General features: G+C 40.1%; 20 protein-coding genes and 1 tRNA gene. 8 read left to right on the top strand and 13 right to left on the bottom strand.

All coding sequences use genetic code 11. From position 1 onward, the window contains the following. Positions 1–9 precede the first annotated feature (9 nt). Complete coding sequence (locus V7L29_RS18890) at positions 10–456, top strand: acyl-CoA thioesterase (protein WP_334736458.1); 447 nt, start codon at positions 10–12, stop codon at positions 454–456. Here the strand turns inward: V7L29_RS18890 and V7L29_RS18895 are convergent. The 3 genes from V7L29_RS18895 to menA are packed head-to-tail and all read right to left on the bottom strand — an operon-like array spanning position 449 to position 3,745. After that, a complete protein-coding gene (locus V7L29_RS18895) occupies positions 449–1,843 on the bottom strand; it encodes a 2-succinylbenzoate--CoA ligase (RefSeq protein WP_334736459.1) in 1,395 nt (464 codons plus the stop codon). The two genes, V7L29_RS18890 and V7L29_RS18895, sit on opposite strands and share 8 nt — an antisense overlap. Further along, a complete protein-coding gene (locus tag V7L29_RS18900; RefSeq protein ID WP_334736460.1) occupies positions 1,828–2,835 on the bottom strand; it encodes an o-succinylbenzoate synthase in 1,008 nt (335 codons plus the stop codon). The genes V7L29_RS18895 and V7L29_RS18900 overlap by 16 nt, the downstream gene beginning before the upstream one ends. Positions 2,836–2,848: 13 nt before the next feature. Further along, the gene (menA, locus tag V7L29_RS18905) at positions 2,849–3,745 is read right to left on the bottom strand and encodes a 2-carboxy-1,4-naphthoquinone phytyltransferase (RefSeq protein WP_334736461.1); all 897 of its coding nucleotides are present in this window, start codon (positions 3,743–3,745) and stop codon (positions 2,849–2,851) included. Positions 3,746–4,053: 308 nt separating this feature from the next. On the opposite strand from menA, the gene V7L29_RS18910 reads away from it, so the two are divergent. Next, positions 4,054–5,466, top strand: coding sequence for an isochorismate synthase (locus V7L29_RS18910; protein WP_334736462.1), 1,413 nt, complete (start codon positions 4,054–4,056; stop codon positions 5,464–5,466). A 555-nt stretch (positions 5,467–6,021) separates the two neighbouring features. On the opposite strand, the gene V7L29_RS18915 is transcribed toward V7L29_RS18910, so the two are convergent. The 3 genes from V7L29_RS18915 to V7L29_RS18925 all read right to left on the bottom strand — a co-directional run bounded on the left by V7L29_RS18915 (position 6,022) and on the right by V7L29_RS18925 (position 9,372). Continuing rightward, positions 6,022–6,714, bottom strand: a complete 693-nt coding sequence (locus tag V7L29_RS18915; protein WP_334736463.1) for a class I SAM-dependent methyltransferase — start codon at positions 6,712–6,714, stop codon at positions 6,022–6,024. Positions 6,715–6,966: 252 nt separating this feature from the next. Continuing rightward, complete coding sequence (locus tag V7L29_RS18920) at positions 6,967–7,917, bottom strand: malate dehydrogenase (protein WP_334736464.1); 951 nt, start codon at positions 7,915–7,917, stop codon at positions 6,967–6,969. Between the two features lie 147 nt (positions 7,918–8,064). After that, the gene (locus V7L29_RS18925) at positions 8,065–9,372 is read right to left on the bottom strand and encodes a glutamate-5-semialdehyde dehydrogenase (RefSeq protein ID WP_334736465.1); all 1,308 of its coding nucleotides are present in this window, start codon (positions 9,370–9,372) and stop codon (positions 8,065–8,067) included. A 410-nt stretch (positions 9,373–9,782) separates the two neighbouring features. On the opposite strand from V7L29_RS18925, the gene V7L29_RS18930 reads away from it, so the two are divergent. Next, the gene (locus V7L29_RS18930; RefSeq protein WP_334736466.1) at positions 9,783–11,777 is read left to right on the top strand and encodes a zinc metalloprotease HtpX; all 1,995 of its coding nucleotides are present in this window, start codon (positions 9,783–9,785) and stop codon (positions 11,775–11,777) included. Between the two features lie 461 nt (positions 11,778–12,238). After that, complete coding sequence (locus tag V7L29_RS18935) at positions 12,239–12,601, top strand: hypothetical protein (protein WP_334736467.1); 363 nt, start codon at positions 12,239–12,241, stop codon at positions 12,599–12,601. Positions 12,602–12,655: 54 nt separating this feature from the next. Here the strand turns inward: V7L29_RS18935 and V7L29_RS18940 are convergent, their stop codons facing one another. The 4 genes from V7L29_RS18940 to V7L29_RS18955 all read right to left on the bottom strand — a co-directional run bounded on the left by V7L29_RS18940 (position 12,656) and on the right by V7L29_RS18955 (position 15,385). Continuing rightward, entirely contained in the window at positions 12,656–13,216 is a 561-nt protein-coding gene (locus V7L29_RS18940) for an HdeD family acid-resistance protein (protein WP_334688679.1), read from the bottom strand. A gap of 300 nt (positions 13,217–13,516) precedes the next feature. Continuing rightward, positions 13,517–13,900: a hypothetical protein gene (locus V7L29_RS18945; RefSeq protein WP_334736468.1), complete on the bottom strand. Its 384-nt coding sequence runs from the start codon at positions 13,898–13,900 to the stop codon at positions 13,517–13,519. Continuing rightward, the gene (mazG, locus tag V7L29_RS18950) at positions 13,890–14,756 is read right to left on the bottom strand and encodes a nucleoside triphosphate pyrophosphohydrolase (RefSeq protein WP_334688676.1); all 867 of its coding nucleotides are present in this window, start codon (positions 14,754–14,756) and stop codon (positions 13,890–13,892) included. Before mazG ends, V7L29_RS18945 begins: the two co-directional genes overlap by 11 nt. Positions 14,757–14,794: 38 nt before the next feature. Continuing rightward, positions 14,795–15,385 carry a metal-binding protein gene (locus V7L29_RS18955; protein ID WP_334688675.1) on the bottom strand — a complete coding sequence of 197 codons (591 nt, stop codon included), beginning with the start codon at positions 15,383–15,385 and terminating at the stop codon, positions 14,795–14,797. 207 nt (positions 15,386–15,592) lie between these two features. Here V7L29_RS18955 and V7L29_RS18960 point away from each other — a divergent pair. Continuing rightward, positions 15,593–15,665, top strand: a tRNA-Val gene (locus V7L29_RS18960). Here V7L29_RS18960 and V7L29_RS18965 read toward each other — a convergent pair. After that, positions 15,642–15,821 carry a hypothetical protein gene (locus tag V7L29_RS18965; protein ID WP_334736469.1) on the bottom strand — a complete coding sequence of 60 codons (180 nt, stop codon included), beginning with the start codon at positions 15,819–15,821 and terminating at the stop codon, positions 15,642–15,644. The genes V7L29_RS18960 and V7L29_RS18965 overlap by 24 nt on opposite strands. 31 nt (positions 15,822–15,852) lie before the next feature. Between V7L29_RS18965 and V7L29_RS18970 the strand changes: the two genes are divergently transcribed. Next, positions 15,853–16,146, top strand: a complete 294-nt coding sequence (locus V7L29_RS18970) for a hypothetical protein (protein ID WP_334736470.1) — start codon at positions 15,853–15,855, stop codon at positions 16,144–16,146. Here V7L29_RS18970 and V7L29_RS18975 read toward each other — a convergent pair. Next, positions 16,143–16,694 (bottom strand): DUF6887 family protein, encoded by a 552-nt coding sequence (locus tag V7L29_RS18975; protein WP_334736471.1) that lies wholly within the window; start codon positions 16,692–16,694, stop codon positions 16,143–16,145. The genes V7L29_RS18970 and V7L29_RS18975 overlap by 4 nt on opposite strands. Further along, on the bottom strand, positions 16,691–16,882 hold the full coding sequence (locus tag V7L29_RS18980; protein WP_190876219.1) for a DUF6888 family protein: 192 nt from the start codon (positions 16,880–16,882) through the stop codon (positions 16,691–16,693). Before V7L29_RS18980 ends, V7L29_RS18975 begins: the two co-directional genes overlap by 4 nt. Positions 16,883–17,315: 433 nt before the next feature. On the opposite strand from V7L29_RS18980, the gene V7L29_RS18985 reads away from it, so the two are divergent. Beyond that, on the top strand, positions 17,316–17,831 hold the full coding sequence (locus tag V7L29_RS18985) for a hypothetical protein (RefSeq protein ID WP_334736472.1): 516 nt from the start codon (positions 17,316–17,318) through the stop codon (positions 17,829–17,831). Between the two features lie 193 nt (positions 17,832–18,024). Beyond that, positions 18,025–18,984, top strand: a complete 960-nt coding sequence (locus V7L29_RS18990) for a hypothetical protein (protein ID WP_334736473.1) — start codon at positions 18,025–18,027, stop codon at positions 18,982–18,984. Positions 18,985–19,270: the final 286 nt, after the last annotated feature.

Below are 19,270 nucleotides of genomic sequence, written 5' to 3' on the forward strand. Positions count from 1 at the left end.
TTGTCAAAAATGCCTTTTACTTATAACCGCACGGTTCGCTTTCAAGATACTGATGCTGCTGGGGTAGTTTATTTTGCTAACGCTTTGGGTCTTTGCCATGAAGCTTATGAAGAATCTTTAGAAGCGTCAAGTATTAATCTCAAAGATTTTTTTATTAATCCATCTGTGGCTTTTCCCATTGTTCATACTAGTGTGGATTTTTTGCGCCCTATGTTTGTAGGGGATAAGTTGCTGATTAGTTTAATTCCGCAAAAAACAGGTGTTGATAAGTTTGAAATTACTTACGAAATTACAGTGGCTGAGGTGGTAGTTGCGAAGGCTATTACTAGGCATGTTTGTATTGATGCAGGTAGTAGAAGTAAGCAAGAATTACCTGAAAAGATTATCCAGTGGTTGGATACGAACCGTAGAGACGCAGAGGGCGCAGAGAGAAGAAAGTCTAGAGAGATTATGTAATGGGATTTTGGAGGAATTCTGTGGCTATTTGTTGTAACTTGTGGCGGTTAATCTTACCTTGGGAGTTACGGGGTAAGTTTTGCTGGGGAATCCAATATTTAGGGATTTTAAATTTGCTGAGTTTGTCTTTGAGTAGGGTTTGGATTTTTAAGGCACAGGTATCTGATTGTTTGGGAATGTAAATCGCTGTTAATGCTTGTCCCCACTGTTTATCTGGGATGCCGATGACACAAATATCAGCAACCATTTGAGTTGCTTGTATAGCTGATTCAATCTCTGCTGGGTAAATGTTTTCTCCACCTGTAATAATTTTGTCGCTGTTACGTCCGACTATATTTAAATGGCCTTGTTCGTCTAAAAAGCCTAAATCATCTACTTGGAAATCAGCTTTATTTTCTCGGATTATCGGATAGTAACCACGGGCTAGAGATTGAGCATAAATGATGATATTTCCGATTTGATTGGAATTTAAAATCTCGTCTTGCTGATTGCGAATAGTTATTTTTGCATGGGGAAGAATTTGACCACTGCTAATTTTACCGCTAAGAAAATCATCCGGTTTGAGGGTAGCAATTTGAGAGGCGGTTTCTGTCATACCATAGGTAGGTGCTAACCGGATGCGATGAAATCTGGCTTTTTCTAGTAGTTCGTTCCATGTTGGCGCACCTCCCAAAAGTACAGTATTAAATTGGGATAGCCATTTAGTTAATTGTGGATTTTCTAGGAGACGTTGTAACTGTGTTGGTACTAAAGATATGAAAAATTCTGATTGTTTAATATTTAAAATTTGACCTGCTTCTACTGCTTTGAATGGTAGGATAGCCAGTTTACCTCCAGTGGTAAAAGAGCGCATAAATTGCATTAAACCGCTAACGTGATATAGCGGTAATACACAAAAAGAATTAACTTGCTTTAATTGAAAATATTCTGTAAATCCTTGTACAGATGCAATGAGAGTTTCCCAAGTATGGATAGCAAATTTAATCTGCCCCGATGAACCACCGGTGGGAATCATAATCATTGAGCATGGGGTATGAGGCATTGGGCATTGGTATTTATTCACATTCCCTATTCCCCATTCCCTATTCCCCATTCCCCAAATAATGTCTGGCTGTACTAAATCAAAGACTTGTTGCCATTCTTGTGTTCCCCAGTCTGGGTTACAAAGAAAAACTGGACAATTAGCTGCACAAGCGGCAATAAAACTTGCTAAAAATCGTAATGGTTCGCGTTCGGCTAAGATAATTTTTGGTGGTGTTCCACACGCTGATAGTTGTGTTAGTTCTAAATATAATTCTTGAGCTATTTGATTAAATTGACGGCTGTTATAACCGATGAGCCAATCATCCTGATCCAGGTTATTAAGACAGTCTAAAGGTCGTTCCATAAACTTTGAAACCACGTTTCTTCTTGTTCAAAAAAATGGTCGATACCAAAACCAATTGCTCTATTGTTTCGGGATAATTCGGCTGCTAGTTGGAGTGCTGCTTGTCTTGCGATCGCAGTTTCAAATACTGATGAAAATACAGCATCAATTTTATGCTGTTGGCAAAACTGCCTGAGACGAGATGGTGATCCGACTATCCCAGGCTTTATGACAAAAATTCCTCGCCAACCTTGTTGATGACAAGCAGCAAGTTGTCCAAGTGTGGCGACAGATTCATCTAAAGCGATCGCAGTTTCATAACTCGTACTCAATTCCAACATCTGCTGAAATTGCTCAATAGGTAGCGGTTGTTCGAGAAATTCAATTTCTAGGGGTATTTCTGCATTTGCTTTGAGATTGTCGCAAGTCCACAACCATAAGTTAGCTTCTTCATAACTGAGTCCACCGTTGGCATCTAATCGCAGTTTTGTAGAGGCTGGTAAGGTGTGGATCAGTGACTCAAAAATTTCTAGTTCATCAGCGATCGCATCCACACCAATTTTCCATTTAAACGTGCGATATCCCTGCTGCCACAGCGTTTCCCATTGATTTAAAGCCGCTTCCCCGGCTGGTAATAAGCCACTGTAGAGGAGGAGTGAGGAGTTAGAAGTTATAAAATTATTTTCTTGATCTCCCTCATCTTTCTCATCTTCCCCGCTCCCCCACTCTTGCGCTGACTCAAAACCAAATTGACAAGCAGGTAACTCATCTGGGATGGAGAAAATTATCTCGTCTGTGATTTCTTCTGGGAGTTGGCGACAAAAATCTAAGGCTTGTTCTAGGGTTTCGGAACCAAACCAACTGATGGGGGCGATTTCTCCCCAGCCAACTCTACCTGATTTGTTGGTAATACGGAGAATAATGCCATCCCGAATCTGCCATTTACCATGATTAGTAGTAAGCGATCGCACAAATCTTCGCCGATAGGGACGAAATTTAAATTGATAACGCATCAATTAGTAATTGTTAAAGCAGAAATCCCAGTCCCAACAGCAAGCAACTCCAGAAATGCACGGCTACGGCGATGAATTTACAGTTACTAACTTTGTCGGGCTGGTTGTGATTTTCTTGGACGTGGCGACATAATTTGAAGGCAAAGGGTAAACTTAGCCAACTCAGTAACGTCCAAGCTGGAGAAATTCCCCACAGCACAAACAGCAAGATGAGGGGATAAATGCTACCAGTGAACCAAGCTAGGAGTTGGGCACCTTTTGCAGTTCCCAGACGTACAATAGGCGATCGCTTACCTGCGGCGATGTCATCCTTAACTTGGTGAAAGTGTGAGCAAAACAAAATTAAGGTTGTGGCAATCCCGACAATCACTGAGGCTGCTAAACTTGTGATTGACCAAGTTTGGGTCTGGCTGTAGTAGGCTGCCTCCACTGCTAAGGGGCCGAAAGCAAAAAAGCAAAGAATCTCGCCTAAACCTTGATATCCTAAGCGAAAGGGAGGCCCTTGGTACATATAGCCTAAACCGCAGCACAGCAAAATTATACCGATAACAGTTAGGTCTTGTTGCCAAAAGGCGATCGCTAGTATGCCCAGCAACCCTAAACCTAAACATAAATTTCCTAACCAAAATATTAATAGCTTATTGCCTGTTAAGTTCACCAGAGAATGGTGCTTATTTTGATCAATTCCTGTTTCGGAATCAAAGACATCATTACTGATATTTTCCCAGGCAAGAATTAAGATTGCCGCAGCTACAAAAGTAGAAAATACTGCACCATTGAAAATTTGAGTTTCGGCAAATGCTACTGCTGTTCCTACCCAAATGGGCATAATGGCAACGCTGTACATTGGCGGTTTAATCGCTGCCATCCATAACTTAGTGTTGGGATATAAAATCTGCTTGGTAGTCATCAGTGGTGATTAATTAAATTGCCGGAATATTACTCACACTTGAGATTTTATGATTTAAAGAGACGCTAGATATTCATCATGGAAAAACAACTCCTACTTTTACTCTGGCTCATTAACCTTGTGTTGTTAACACTCCACTCTCACGGTTGCAGCCCAAGGCTGGAACTGGCTTGTCAGGGTCTAGGAACACCACGAACAAGGCAAATCCTACGCTGGTGAAATGACAACTTAATATGTTACCTGTAAAAATACGACCACGATTAATTACACTTTAGGAAGTTAACTTAAAAAAAATTTACTTTAGATCCATGACAGTTTCACCATGTCGTAGCAACTTGTTTGTACACAAAGATTTATATCAATTTCTGGTAGCAGTGCAAGAAAAGTGCCTCAAAAATAATTGCAGGCAAATTGTTAGTATCTCCCAAGAGATCGATTTAGTTGACCCTTTACTTGTATTGGATAAACTTACACAAGCAAATGAAATAAATTTTTACTTTGAGGACAGAGGTAAAGGAGAAGCGATCGCGGCAATTGATGCTGTAGCAAAATTAGAGATTGATGGCGCTGACCGTTTTAGTCAAGCAGAATATTTTATCAAATCTTGTCTAAAAAATATAATTAATTTTGGTAACGCTAATCAACCTTTTTCTGGGCCTCACTTTTTTTGTTATTTCAGTTTTTTTGATAAAAATACTCAAGTAGATTATCCATTTCCATCTGCTACCATCTTTCTTCCACGTTGGCAAGTAGCTGTAAAAAATCAGCGCTGTATATTAGTAACAAATATAATTATCAATGCAAATGTAAATATTCAAACATTGTTGGAGAATGTGCAAAATAAAATTGAATTTATCCAATCTTTAGAATATTACTCTGCTAATATTGATTATTTTTCAGTAAATTTCTACAAAAAATCCGTTAGAAATGCTGCTCAATTTCAACGTTCAGTAGTATCTGCTTTAGAAAAAATTCGGTCTAGTTATTTAAGTAAAATTGTGTTAGCAGATATATTAGATGTCAAGTCAAGTAATCAATTTAACTTAGTTAAATCCTTAAATAATCTTAGGCAAATACATTCTAATTGTTATATATTTTCTACCAGTAATGGCAAAGGACAAAATTTTATTGGTGCAAGTCCAGAAAGATTAATTAGTATTAATAATCAACAGTTAATTACTGATGCTTTGGCTGGTTCTGCACCACGAGGTAAAACCCCGGCTGAAGATGCAGCTAATGCTAATCGCTTACTCAATAGTGAAAAAGAAAAGCACGAACATTTGCTGGTACTTGATTTCATTACACAACGCCTATGCCAGCTAGGTTTATTACCCCAAATATTAGCACCCCGCCTGCGACAATTATCGAATATCCAGCATTTATGGACACCAATAAGTGCTATGGTTCCTGCTAATATCCATCCATTAAAGATTGTCGCCCAATTGCATCCTACACCAGCGGTTGCCGGTGCAGCACGAGATGTAGCTTGTGCCGAAATTCGTCGTTATGAAAGCTTTGAAAGGGGTTTATACGCTGCGCCTCTGGGTTGGATAGATTCTGAGGGGAACTGCGAGTTTATTGTGGGAATTCGTTCAGCATTAATCAATGGCGATCGCGCGAGATTGTATGCTGGTGCTGGTATCGTGGCTGGATCTGATCCTGATAGAGAGTTTGCAGAGGTGCAGCTTAAACTTCAGGCTTTACTTAAAGCATTAGTTTAATGGCTAATTTTTCAGATACTGATGATTTTGCAACACTCAATCACTAAAATTTGCTTGAGTCGGGTGCAGCTATTTGTTATACTGCTGACTTGGTTTTTTGAGGCGCTTAAGTAATATTTGAAATCCAGGCGATTGACGACAAATAACATGTTTACTTTTTTTACTTACCGCGTTGCATATCTCGTGGAGAACGACAAGAAATGTCGTGTTCATTGATAACTATCAACAAGGATAAAGGGCGATGAGGCTTATTTAATCCCAAATCATGCTGTATTTAAAATAACAGCGTTAAGGATGACGATATGAAGTCTATTTTTTGAAATCACCAATTTAGGGTCAAAGTTGGGTAAAATTCATGGATTCTTGTTGGGGATCAGTCGAGGAATTAATCAAATTAAATCGTAACAAGCTGGAGTATTATTTACGAGGTATTCGGGCTATGAAACTTATTTTAGCTAATTTTTAGCTTTCATGTCGCCTCCTCAACACTAGTAGATATCCACATTCTAGGGTTAATTTTATCCATGTGACAGTTGAGAGTGCAGAATATAGGTTCTAAGAAATGACTCTGACGGCAACACGCTGTTTGAGTGGAACATTTTGAGAAAACAAAAGTTCACCCATTGATCCGTGTTGGGCATATTCAAGTAGTTCTTGAGTTTCTTTAGTTCCATTGATTCCAATCCATTGAAATTTTTTCTCTGAAGCCAGAGCAAATTCGTAAAACGCCTTTAACTCATGTTCCTCAAATCCCGGATATCCGATCAGCTCGTCGAAAACGATTATTGAACCTTCTGTGAGTTTTTCTCCTAAATACTTGAAGATAGTTTTAGTTGATGAATAAAGATCGCAATCAATATGCAACAAAGATATATACTCCTGGGTGTGAGCAGCAATAAACTGAGGAATAGTATCTTCAAAAAGACCTATTATGAGAGTCGCATTGCTTTTTACCTGGGGTAATTCTGGTTGCTTAAAAGCTCCTTTAGGTAATCCACGCCAATCAGATGGTAATCCCTCAAAACTGTCAAACCCATAAACAGTTCCTTGTAACCGATACTCACAGATCAGATTGAGAGTGCGTCCGCTAGCAACACCAAACTCTAACCAAAGACTATCTTGATTAACAAGCTTCTCCCGCAAGACATATTGAAGAGGTGAGATTGGCAACTGCATTTCTGGAAGAATACAATAGCTATCTTCCACGAATCTGTTAAAATCCTGATGAAAATTAATAATGTTCTGCATGTTTTCTTATTTTTTAGTAATTTATGTCAAAAAGTAATAACAAGTATGTTTTTAAAAAATCTGGGATGCTCTCTATTTAATCTGCATACTAGTACAGCGCGGCGGAAATAAACAACCTATTCCAAATCAACGAAACGCTTATCCTGTATTCATTTTGACTTTTGAATGAGTGACTTTTGACTTCCGCCTTGCGGTACTAGCCCTTATACATATTCAAAAAAGGGCATTTTTAAACAGCTATATGAGTTGATTTTAATTATCCAAAGAATTGTAGGCTTCATTCAGTTTGGTGGCTGACTCTTCTAATAAGCGTTGTTCATGAGCATTTCTTGGTAACACCAGTTGGCGCTCAATACCTATTGAGCTAATGATACATGGAAGTCCAAGAACAACTTCACTGCCAACTCCATAGTTAGAATCTGCTCTCACCGATACTGGAAATATCTGCTTTTCATCTCGCAGGATGGTATCAACTAACTGAGAAACTACTATTGATATGCCATAGCTAGTATTTCCTTTACGTTCAGAAATGTTATAGCCTCGCTTACGAGTTAACTCTGCGTACTCTTCCTGAATTTGTTCCAGCGTTGCTCCTTGTGGTATGGGAAATTTAATTAACGGAATTCCCCCAATAAATGCATTAGACCAAACGACAAATTCACTGTCTCCATGCTCTCCAATCACATAAACATGAACGTCTAGTTTACTAACGTTCAGTCGCTTACCAAGTTGATATCTCAGTCTAGCAGTATCAAGAACGGTTCCCGAACCGAAAATTAGGTTTTCTGCTCTAGTGGAACTAGCAATTGCAATCCGCGTTAGTACATCCACTGGATTGCTAACGATAATTACGATTGAATTCGGTGCAACTCGATCCAATTCTTTCATCGTCGAACGCATGATCTGTGCATTGTCGCTCAACATATCTAATCGGGTCTGTCCTTGTTTTTTCTGCACCCCAACAGTCACGATAATAATATCAGAATCCGTTAAATCTTCATACTGATTTGATGGTATAATCTCCATATCTCGAAGTAGGGGAATGGTGTCTTCAATATCCCATGCTTGCCCCTCAGCTTTTGATAAGGTTCGATCAAAAAGGACGACTGTTACACATTTACCGAGTAGCACTAGAGCATTTGCTACGTCTGAACCCACATTACCCGCACCAATAATACCGATCTTGGATATTTTGCTACTCATGCGAAATCTACTTTTTTGTAACTGGCCCTACTATAGGACTCTGATTTGATTTTTGAAAACATCCTGAGACTGAAAAGCCGATTTTATCGGGGTTTCATTTGAAATCTTGTTCATAAATCAGACATGAGTCCTATATGTGAGAAGACTTTACACTAAATCCTGATGAGTAAAAGCTTTAGCATTCGCTCCGGTGTAAGTCGCTACAATATGACCATCGCCAGTCATTTGATATTTGTATGTCACCAATCCTTCTAAACCAACGGGGCCGCGGGGAGGCATTTGTTGTGTACTAATTCCTACTTCTGCACCGAAACCATAGCGGAAACCATCAGCAAAGCGGGTGGAACAATTGTGGAATATATTGGCTGAATTGACCAGTCCAAAGAAAGTTTCCACAGATGCTGAATCTTCAGTAATAATCGCGTCAGTATGACGAGAACCATATTCATTAATATGGGCGATCGCATCTTCTATAGAGTCTACAATTTTAATAGACAAAATAAAATCGCTGTATTCTGTTTCCCAGTCTATTTGTGTTGCCGTAGTGATGTTAGGTAAAATTTCCAATGTGCGTTTATCGCCTCTTAATTCCACATGGCGTTCTTCCAAAGCCTCGGCAACTTTTGGTAAAAATTCTCTAGCAATAGAGGAGTGAACTAGCAAAGTTTCAATTGCATTACACACAGCAGGATATTGCGCTTTGGCATCGACGGTAATTGGAACTGCTTTAGAAATATCAGCGGCTTTATCTATATAAAGATGACAAATACCGTCGGCGTGACCTAGTACCGGAATACGTGTATTTTCCTGTACAAATCTCACAAAGGAATTAGAACCTCTAGGAATAATTAAATCTACATATTTATCTAATTTCAAAAGTTCTAGAGTTTCTTCTCTAGTTGTCAGCAACTGTACCGCATCAGGGTTAACAGCAGTTTGAGATAATCCTTGTTTAATTGCCTTGACTATCGCTTCGCAAGAACGCACAGCTTCCTTTCCACATTTGAGGATTACACCATTTCCCGATTTAATCGCTAAGGAAACAATTTGAATCGCCGCCTCTGGACGGGCTTCAAAAATAATCCCCAAAACACCTAAAGGACAAGTGATTCGCTTGAGAATTAAACCAGTGTCAAGTTCGCGGTGAATCTGTACTTTACTAATTGGATCAGCTAGCTTACCAACATCTCGAACCCCAGCGATCGCATCTCTTAATTTATGTTCATCCAACTGCAAGCGTTTATAAAGTGGTTTGGGAATTCCTTCGGCAGTAGCAGCTTCACAATCAGCAATATTTGCTTGTAAAATTTCATCTCTAGCTGATTCTAAAGCTTGAGCGATCGCTTCAATCGCTTGATTTTTTGCCTCAGTGGAGAGAATCGCTAGCTTACTTGCAGCTTGGCGGGTTTGCCCTGCGATCGTAATTAGGGAAGAAGCAATATCAAGAATAGTCATAGCACAAATCTTTACCTTTTCCTCATCTTATCAATCTCAGTCCACTATTGCTTATCGTCTTCCCCCAATTGGGTGAACCATCTGGGTAATCAATAATTACTCTGATCGGGTGAAGCAAGACTTGGTTCAAAACACTTATTCTGTAATTATCGAACACAGATAAATTAGAGATAGGAAATTTACAGCAACAAGAATATTGTAAGTATTATTGCAGAGCTGATTTGAAAATCTTAAAAATGATTTATGCGTACCGAAGACTAGAGAGACATCGTAATATATGTTTCTCTAGCTTTTTTTTAAGTAAATAATTTATACTGCCGATATTTTAATTTTTACGAAATTGTGATGACGAACGCTGGATCTATTGAGTATTGATCGATCAAATACCACTCCTTTGCTAGGGAGATCCTATGTCATTGCAATCTGGATTAGATGCCTTAAAACAAAAACGTTATCAAGAAGCGGTTGAATTACTAGAACAATTCTGCCGCAATAGTGTTAAGCACGATTCCTCAGATTATCTTTCAGCACAGATGTGGCTGATGAAAGCTTATCAAGCCACAGGCGAAATCGAAAAAGCCAAGACCCTGTGTCAAAAGTTAATGATCAGTGAAAACCCACAGGCTCGTAGTTGGGCTGAACAAGCTAGTCAATCCTTCCGCCAAACGCCAGTAACTCAGTCTAACGCCAGCCAAAAAGCTGGTCGCGCCGTTGCTACTGGAATGAAATTAGCGATGGGGGGTGTGGGTGGTAGTTTAGCGTTAGCTTCTGGTGTCACCATGACCTTGCTGTTTGGTATGGTCTTGGCTTTAGGTTTGAGCTTAGTATTTATTTTGGGTAGCAACAATCCACTCCAAGGGCTAGCGATCGCTATTGGTATTACCCTAGTTTTTAATATCGCGGCCTTTTTCCTGTCTCCATTTCTTATGGACTTAACCCAAAGGTGGCTTTACCAAACTCGCTGGGTAGAGTTAGCAGAAGTTGAAACTCTCAGTCCAGAGACAGCTAAAGTTATTCGCCAAGTCTGTCAGCAGAAAAAGCTGAAAGCGCCCCGTTTAGGAATTATTAACGACCAAAACCCCACGGCTTTTACTTATGGCTCATTGCCGAATAGTGCCCGTTTAATTGTCAGTCAGGGACTTTTCACATACTTGGATGACGATGAAATTGCTACCGTTTACGCTCACGAATTGGGGCACATCGTCCACTGGGACTTTGCAGTGATGACAGTAGCTTCTACCTTAGTGCAAATTTGTTACTTGATTTACAGCACAGCTAGAAGATTTGGGCGCGGCGGTGGTGATAGCAAAATCAAAAATGCGATGCAAACTGCTGCCTTAGCTGCCTACGTATTTTATCTGATTGGTACTTATCTACTGCTGTACCTCTCCCGCACACGGGAATACTTTGCTGACCACTTTGCAGCCGAAAGTACAGGTAATCCCAATGGATTATCCCGCGCTTTAGTGAAGATTGCTTATGGAATATTAGAAGAAGGTTCGCGCACACAAGAACCCAGCCGTTTAATTGAAGGAACTCGCGCCTTGGGTATCTATGACCATAAAGCCGCCGCTTCCACAGGAACCGCCTACCGCATTACATCCGATACTCAAAAAGTTGGTCGCGTCTTTTTGTGGGATATGTTTAACCCTTGGGGTTGGTGGATGGAGTTAAATTCCACTCACCCATTGACAGGGAAACGAGTTCGTGCGTTAAGCACATACGCCGAACAGTTGGGTTTACCGACTGAGTTCGATATGGGGCGAGTTATTGGAGAAGGCAAAACTCTGAGTAAGAGTAAGCTTTACGGTAACTTCTTTTTAGATGTTATGCTGTACGGCGCTGAAACAATTGGTTTCTTAGTTGGCTTGATAATAAGTGTAATTCTGTGGTCAAGTTCCCCAAACACAGGTTTAACATTTGGTGCGCCACTTATTGGCTTAGGGATAGGAATTGTGGTCAAAGCCTTAGTGATGTTCCCCGACTACAAACAAGCAGCAGAAACCGACATTCTCACCCTGATGTCAGATCCCTACGCTAGTCCGTTACGTGGACAACCTGCAAAACTTAAAGGTCAATTAATTGGTCGTGGCGACGCTGGTTATAAATTTGGTTCCGATTTAAAAATTCAGGATCGTAGCGGAATGCTTTATCTGCATTACGCCTCACGCTTTGGCCCCATCGGCAATTTCCTGTTTGGAATGAAGCGAGTCCAAAGCTTGATTGGTGAACAAGTTGGGGCTGTGGGTTGGTTCCGTCGGGGTGTTGCACCTTGGATGGATCTGATTCAACTCCAAAGTGAAAATGGCACTATTGTCAACAGTTACCATCGTTTTTGGTCATTCATCCTTGGCAGTGGATCGATTATCCTGGGAGTGGTCTTGATTATGTTCTTGAGCAGCTAGCTGAGTTTCTAGCCTGCTGTAAAAGCATTTCTCAGTCCATCCAAGCTTTAATTTTTCAGGAGGTAGTTAGTAACTGCCTCCGTTTTTTTAATGCATTTGCGGGCGATGCCTACGATGGTCACTGAGCGGCTGGTGAGCGCACTTGTACTGAGCGCAGCCGAAGTAGTCGAACCATGTCCATTGGTGTCAACTTAACGTGAAAGCCAGTTTATAACCAGCTTTTAGAGATTGCCTCGTTCCCAGTCTCTGACTGGGAATGCCTAATGAGAGGCTCCGCCTCTTACTTGCGGCAGAGCCGCAATGACGAGCATTTCTAGCCAGATGCTAGAAACGAGGTTTTAAAGGGGTTTTTGGTTTAAGTTGACACCTATGAACCATGTCGTACCCCTACGGGGAAGCAAGCTACGCGCAGCGTCTCGTAGAGAAGTGCTGGCTACGCCTACGCATTTATTATTTCGGTGATGCCTGCGGTGGGCTACGCCAACGCATTTGTTATTTTGGCGCTCGCATTTGCCATTTCGGCGCTCGCATTTGTTATTTTGGCGCTCGCATTTGTTATTTCAGTGCTCGCATTTGTTATTTCGGCGCTCGCATTTGTTATTTCGGCGCTCGCTTTTGTTATTTCGGCGCTCGCATTTGTTATTTTGGCGCTCGCTTTTGTTATTTCGGCGCTCGCATTTGCTATTTCGGCGCTCGCATTTGCTATTTCATTGATGCCGAAGGCTGGCTACGCCTACGCATTTGCCTCAACAACGATCATTTTCTCTTCGTCACCGGAGCGATCGATGATCGCCAGTTATATTAACATCAGTTTGAGTTGGTAGTCCTGAAGCGGATGACCCCCTTCAATCACCAAATCGTTCCCTTTTCCTGAACGATCATAAATCATTGCCATTAACAGCGCGTTCTGAATGCAGGGTTAGCATCCAAACACCATCGAACAACAAATTGATCCCAATCAAAGTTCCAAGCAGCCATACGGCGCTAGCCGGAACGTTAGACCAAATCAAAATACCTAGAATAATGCCCCCAATGCCACTCACGAGCATCCATCCCCAGTTCGGTGAAACTCGGCGCAGTTGGAACGCCATCGACACTTGAATGATGCCCTGCACGAAAATGGTGATTCCCAATACCAATGTAAAGGCAAGGACACCTTCAAGCGGATTTGCCAGCACAAAAATTCCCGACAGAAGATACAAAAGACCAAGAATCAGCTTCCAGGCGATTTGACCTGCCCCTTTGGATTGAAAAGCATAAACAATTTGAGCGATTCCAGCAACGATGAACACCCAGCCAAAGGCTAAGGTTGAAGCAACAGTAGCAAAGAAAGGAAACGCAATTGTAATAATGCCCAACAGAATCATGAGAACCGCGATCGCGGTTAGCCATCCAGAGTTAATGGTTTGTTCGCTTGTTTCTGGATCAGTCATTCTCATGTTGATTCTCCTGATTGAATTAATGTTTGAAACCTATTTCTATGATTTCACTAGCCATCTTACTAAGTAGTCAAGTTGGCAAAATTATAGAGCAAGTTAAGCACTGGGAAAACATTCTTGTTGAATATGTGAATTTATGTCAGCCGTGCGCGACGGTGTGCAAACAATGCTGTCGGTTTTGCTTGTGTTTGGTAACGACTTTCTTTGCGATCGCCTGGAATATCATTGAGCAAGTCAAAATCCTCACGCGGCCTGGACTTGCCGAATCCCGTGGTTTAGTCTGGTCATTGCACCAAAAGCTTAAATCAAGAGATTAATTTTGGTTGCTCTAGCAAGTTGAAGTCGAATATGGTTCAATACGCTTGGGTTAAGAATTTCTTCCTTCTCTTTGCGTCCTTGGCGTCCTTGGCGGTAGCCTGTCTTGAAAAGTTCAGATCGGCGGGAACCGCCGCTCTGACTTTTCGCTGCGGCAAGCCGCTCCGCGTCTACGTTAAAAAAATTGACTTGAAGAAAGAGTTTTAGCCTTAACCCAAGCGTATTGGAATATGGTTCGCGAGAAATAATCGCGAACCACCTATTTTGACTAGCAAATGCCGTCAGTGCTACAGATGGAATCTTCTTTGCTTGCTCTGCTTCCTGCGCCCGCACTTTGCGAATCAGCGAATAACCATTTTCATCTTCCACTGTCCCTTTGCCCCTCTGCTTTTGTGCCCCACTCCCCACTCCCTTCTTGAGCAAGTTGGGCTTTTGCCTGTTGCCACAAGTTTTCTAACTCATCCAAACTGTAATCAGAAAGGGGACGGTCAACAACTGCCTCCATTTTTTCTAATCGCTCGACAAATCGCTGATTTGTGCCTTGCAAAGCAACGCTAGGGTCAAGATTATGCCAACGAGCTAGCTGAATAACTGCAAATAGTAAATCGCCTAATTCTGCTTGTTGTCGTTCTGGTGTTTCCTCAGCTAAAGCCTGCTGGAACTCTCCCAACTCCTCATGAAACTTATCCCAGACGCCCTGAATATTTTCCCATTCAAACCCGATCGCCGCAGCCTTTTGAGAAATCTTCATCGCCGCCGTCAGTGGGGGAAGGGTGCGCCGATAACGACCGAGTTTAACACTAAGTTTTTGGGCGTCTGGAGAGGGTTGGCCTTTTTCCGCAGCTTTGATTTGTTCCCAGTTTTGCCGCACCTCATCCACACTTGTTACCGACACATCACCAAACACATGGGGATGACGGCGAATCAACTTTTGGGAAATCCCCTGAGTTATTTCTTTGAGGGAAAATTGTCCAGATTCGCTAGCGATTTGGGCTTGCAGTACCACTTGTAATAATAAATCGCCTAACTCTTCTGCGATCGCACCCTTATCCCCACTCTTAATTGCATCCACCACCTCATAAGCTTCCTCAATCACATAGGTTGTCAGCGTTTCAGGAGTTTGAGCCAAATCCCAAGGACAACCACCATCAGGCGATCGCAATTTCGCCACCACCTCAATTAATTCCTGCAACGCCGCCAAAGTCCCATTTTGATTCACTTCCATACCTCTGCGTACCTTTGCGTACCTTTGCGTTTAAAAAATTATTTCTTTGTCTTCGACCGACGACTACCACTCCTGGTGACTTTCCGCTTTTTGATTTTGCCACTAGGAAGCAACCCCCGAACGCCCTGTTTTTGAAAGCGCTTGTATGCCGAACCGCCCCAATCGCTGAGAGAATGACTCATCGCACCGAGTTCCAACCCCAAAAAGAGGGCGATATATTCAGTATCGTATTGTACGAGTGATCGCCCCACAGTTTGTCCTAAATCCTGCCAAGTAAAACTCAGATTCCATAACTTTTGGGCGATCGTCAAAACGAAAATTGCCAAGATAGCTAGCAAGCAGCCAAGATAAAGTATCCGCAATATCGTGCCAATAATCGGCCCGTGGGATAAAAAAGAACGATGACGGAGACTTTTTTGATAAGGTAGCCAAATCCAGCGCAAGAAACCCCAGCGTTGAAATTGCACAGAGTAAATATCCAAATCGGGGCCAAACATCAGCCCTCCAAAGAGAAACCCGCCTGCAACTAACAAAGTCGCATTGCTACTGTGAGTCTGCCAGAAAGTAACACCCGCCACCAACGGCAGAGCATACATAGTAATGCGATCGTGCGTCCGACCAGAGGGCATCCTAAATCCTGAGTGCTAAGTAACTGAATCACCGAACTTCTGATGCCTGCGGCGGGCTGCGCCCTAAGCGTAGCTATGCCGCAGGCTTTACGGCGGTAGCCGCCGCTCAGAGTTCTCACTGAGTCAGTATAAGAGAAAAAAAGATTTTCTTATAATTACTAGCGCGACGCGAAATATTTTGCTATATTAGTTAAGGATTAGTCAAAAGGGCGGTTAGCTCAGTTGGTAGAGCGCCTGCCTTACAAGCAGGATGTCATCAGTTCGAGTCTGGTACTGCCCATAGTTGAGCCAGTGTGGTCTTCTCCCAAAGGGAGAGGCTAGCACCTGCCGTAGGATGCCCGTAGGGCTGTAGGGAGTTTACCCCATGAACAACTGCCGTAAAAAGCCGCCAAATGGCGGTTTTTTGATTGGAACCATAACTTTGTTGCAACGGCAAGATGATGTTTCTAAGTCATTATGACAAACTAATGCTTCCAATCTTTCTGTATGTTGTATCTTACACGTTATTACATCGGGAAGAGAGATTCGACCAGAAGTTTCTTTGCCAGTACAATCAGGTAGGTAATGCTGTACCACCTATTCTTGCTAAAGCGATCGCACTTCATCTCCAAAATAAATTAGAGCTATGCCCAAAAGCGATAGGAATCCTTTGGTTCACGGCTCTAATCTTGAATAAAAGGAGAATCACCGCACAAAATACAGAGATGTTGAGAGTAAAAAATATCTCAGTGAGATTAGAACTGAGTACAGCAAAGTCTTAAGTAACCTCTGTTGAGAAAATAAAAACCTCTGCTGCTTGAGTCGGCCAAACAAATAGGTTTTGCTTTGCAATATCCAGATCAATAGCAACGGCTTCTATTTTATTTATAGAGTTATCTTGACTTCTGTATTTGAGCAACGTAGTAGATTCGCCAATTTCTAAACTTGGTTCGCTGATGCGTATTTGCACTGGCGGGTTAATTTGAATTGGTTCCCAGATTCCAGTTGCTTGCTCAATTTCTATTCCACTAATATGATGCTTGGTAACAAATTTATTATCTAACTGATTCCACCATTCAGAAATTATCTGAACTTCTTTAGTATATTTTGGTGTATTATTACAGTACCAACGAATAGCATTTGAGCTATATTTAATTGCTTCTTTAACTTTATCTTCCCAATTCTGATCATTCAAGTCTATAGTGATCATTCGTCCTTCAGATTTTGAACGATCAATATACATATGAAAAGCTGCAACATCTTCCCGGTGAGTGAGAACATAGCGACGTAGTTCATTGAGATTCATCGCTTCATACTTAGCTACTGTCATGGTTCATACCCTCCGGTTGGTTTAATCTCAAAGTCTAGATTTTCGCCAGCAAGTACATATAAGTTACCAGTACGTTCATCTACCCTAACAAGTTCGATGTTTGTATATGGCCATCCAGGGTAAATGACATTAGTAAGTCGATAACAAAGCCTGTAGAGTCCCTGAGTTTGTTCATTTGTGGGCTTCATATCCACTTTACTTGATTTGCCTACTGATTATATCGGTAAATGATACCTGAAATCATCTGCGAAAGGCGATCGCTTAAAATCCCAGCGTCAATCATGCGGTGATATTCGTCAATCGTTCACTTAGCAACTATCCCACTCATGACGATTGATTCCTCCCAATAATTCTTGATATTTTTCCATTTTAAAGGCAATTCAGGTCTGATTCAGAAGAGGTCGATTGAATAAAACTGATATAAATATTGTGGCATTAGGCTGACGCGACAGTTGAATAACTACAAAAGAGTCGAGTATCTAATTATTTTAAGACTCTAGTAATCACACTTAAAATCACTAAAACTTCTTTATTAACACAAAAATATGTATTTATACATAGACTACTTATTTTTATGTATATTAAATTAGATAAACATTTAGAACGAAAGTTTATCAGAATATGAATAGAGAAGTTGGAAAAGTTAAATGGTATGGCGGGTTTAACTCAAAAACAGGTCGCCCTAATGATTACGGCTTTATTTCTCATATGACAAATTCTGAGGATTTATACTTTAATAAACGTGATATGAAATGTAGCGAAAATTCTCTTAAACAAGATGCTATTGTCTCTTTTTACCTTAAAACAGTTAACAATAAAAATTGCAATATAAATTACCAATCTTTTGATATAAATTTAATCCAGAATGAAGAAGATTTGGATGTTATAAAAACCTGTGCTTTAAGCAATCAAGTCATATTTTGGCAGCCAATTTTTAACAAATATTTGCAAACTTGTATGAGTAATAAAAACCAATCTGTAGATGAATTGATTGCTCTTTGTATAAAAAAGTTTAATTTGTTAAGCACTTATCAAAAAGATTCTTTTCTACAATCTTTACCACAAGAGTTATATCTTATTTCTAAAGATATTCGTAAGTTATTACAACCCCAGCAAGCTATTAAAATCTTTCTTTAGTCAAATTCTGGAGACAACTGAAAGTAAAGACATCGTTGATGAAATACTCGAATATATTCATAATCATGATAATCTTGTAACTGAATTACCTCAACAACTTCTCAAAATTACTAAAATCTATGACATAGCCCCTAAAAAGCTTCAAGCAAAATATATTATTGGCACATCTAATAATAATTTAAGTAAGTCACAATTGAACAAGCTAGTTGATATATTAAAAACTGCCAATACAGCAGAACTTGAGTATATTGTATCTATACTTCCTTCTGAGTTACAAGCACAACCAATAATTTTTGATTTTTTGTTCCCAACAGTTCAGGTAGATATTATATGGAATAAATTTAAGTCTGACACAGTTAGTATATGGGAAAAACTTTCACAAGAGGCAAAGGTATTTAGTTTATATAGAGCAGTTGAAGAAAACTTGGATTTAAATATTTTAACAAAAAAAGCTGATAATAACGATATTAGTCTTGTCTCCTTTTGTCTAAAACTTTTTGCATATCCTAAAATTTCATTTCTAAAATTACATGAATCATTGCTGAAACTGATAGTTAGTGTTAATGGCGATACATCTCAATTATTTCCTTTATTTAGAAATGAAGATTCAATGTTATTTGATAACATTTCATTGGATGATATAACCATGTTACTTGCTGATATCTCCTTTGACAATGGTGATTTAACAAGCTGCTTAGAAAAAGAAAGTAGTACTAATAAATGTTACAAGTGGAACCTTAGACATTTTTTAGTTGCTAAAAGTATTCAAATTCAATTTCTACGAGTTACTTTAGATGTAGATAAATATATACGAAAAATTAAAGCTTGGGCTAATTTTGTACAAAACAATTCTCAGAGATTAAAATGTAAATTTTGTGGAGAGCTAATGGCATTCAATCCTGAATACAGTAAGTATTCAACTACACAGGAGATAACAGTTTTTTGGTGTCCAAATGCTGATCCAATAGAATGTTCAGGTATTTCTGGATTAAACGGTAGAAATCATAATTACAATGTTTACATAAATCATTGTTGGAACTGCTCTACAACTGTTGATAGTAAGAATAGTTTACAACATTATGGAATTAATTATAAAAGTGACGGTTGGGTTAAATGTACTAATTGTGGTGCAGGAAAAAAGCCAGGATATTAGAAATACAATATTACTATGGTATTTTTTGGTTTTTCCTAAAACATACACGAATCTACTACTAATTACTCCCTTAATTTTTTCATGTTGCCACTTCTGCATTAATTGTAATTTCAATTGATTCACTATTTCTTTATTTGTAAATCCAAGATGTAATCTATTCATCGGGAGCATCTCACTTTTGCAAAAATATTAGGTAGTAAGTTGACCATTGAGATAAGCAGAGCGAAGTTGTAGCATCCGAGGTACGTTTTCTAATTTCCACTGTGCGCCGGAAATTTTTAAACGC

It is taken from the genome of Nostoc sp. (genome assembly GCF_036916575.1).
Classification (GTDB): Bacteria; Cyanobacteriota; Cyanobacteriia; order Cyanobacteriales; family Nostocaceae; genus Nostoc.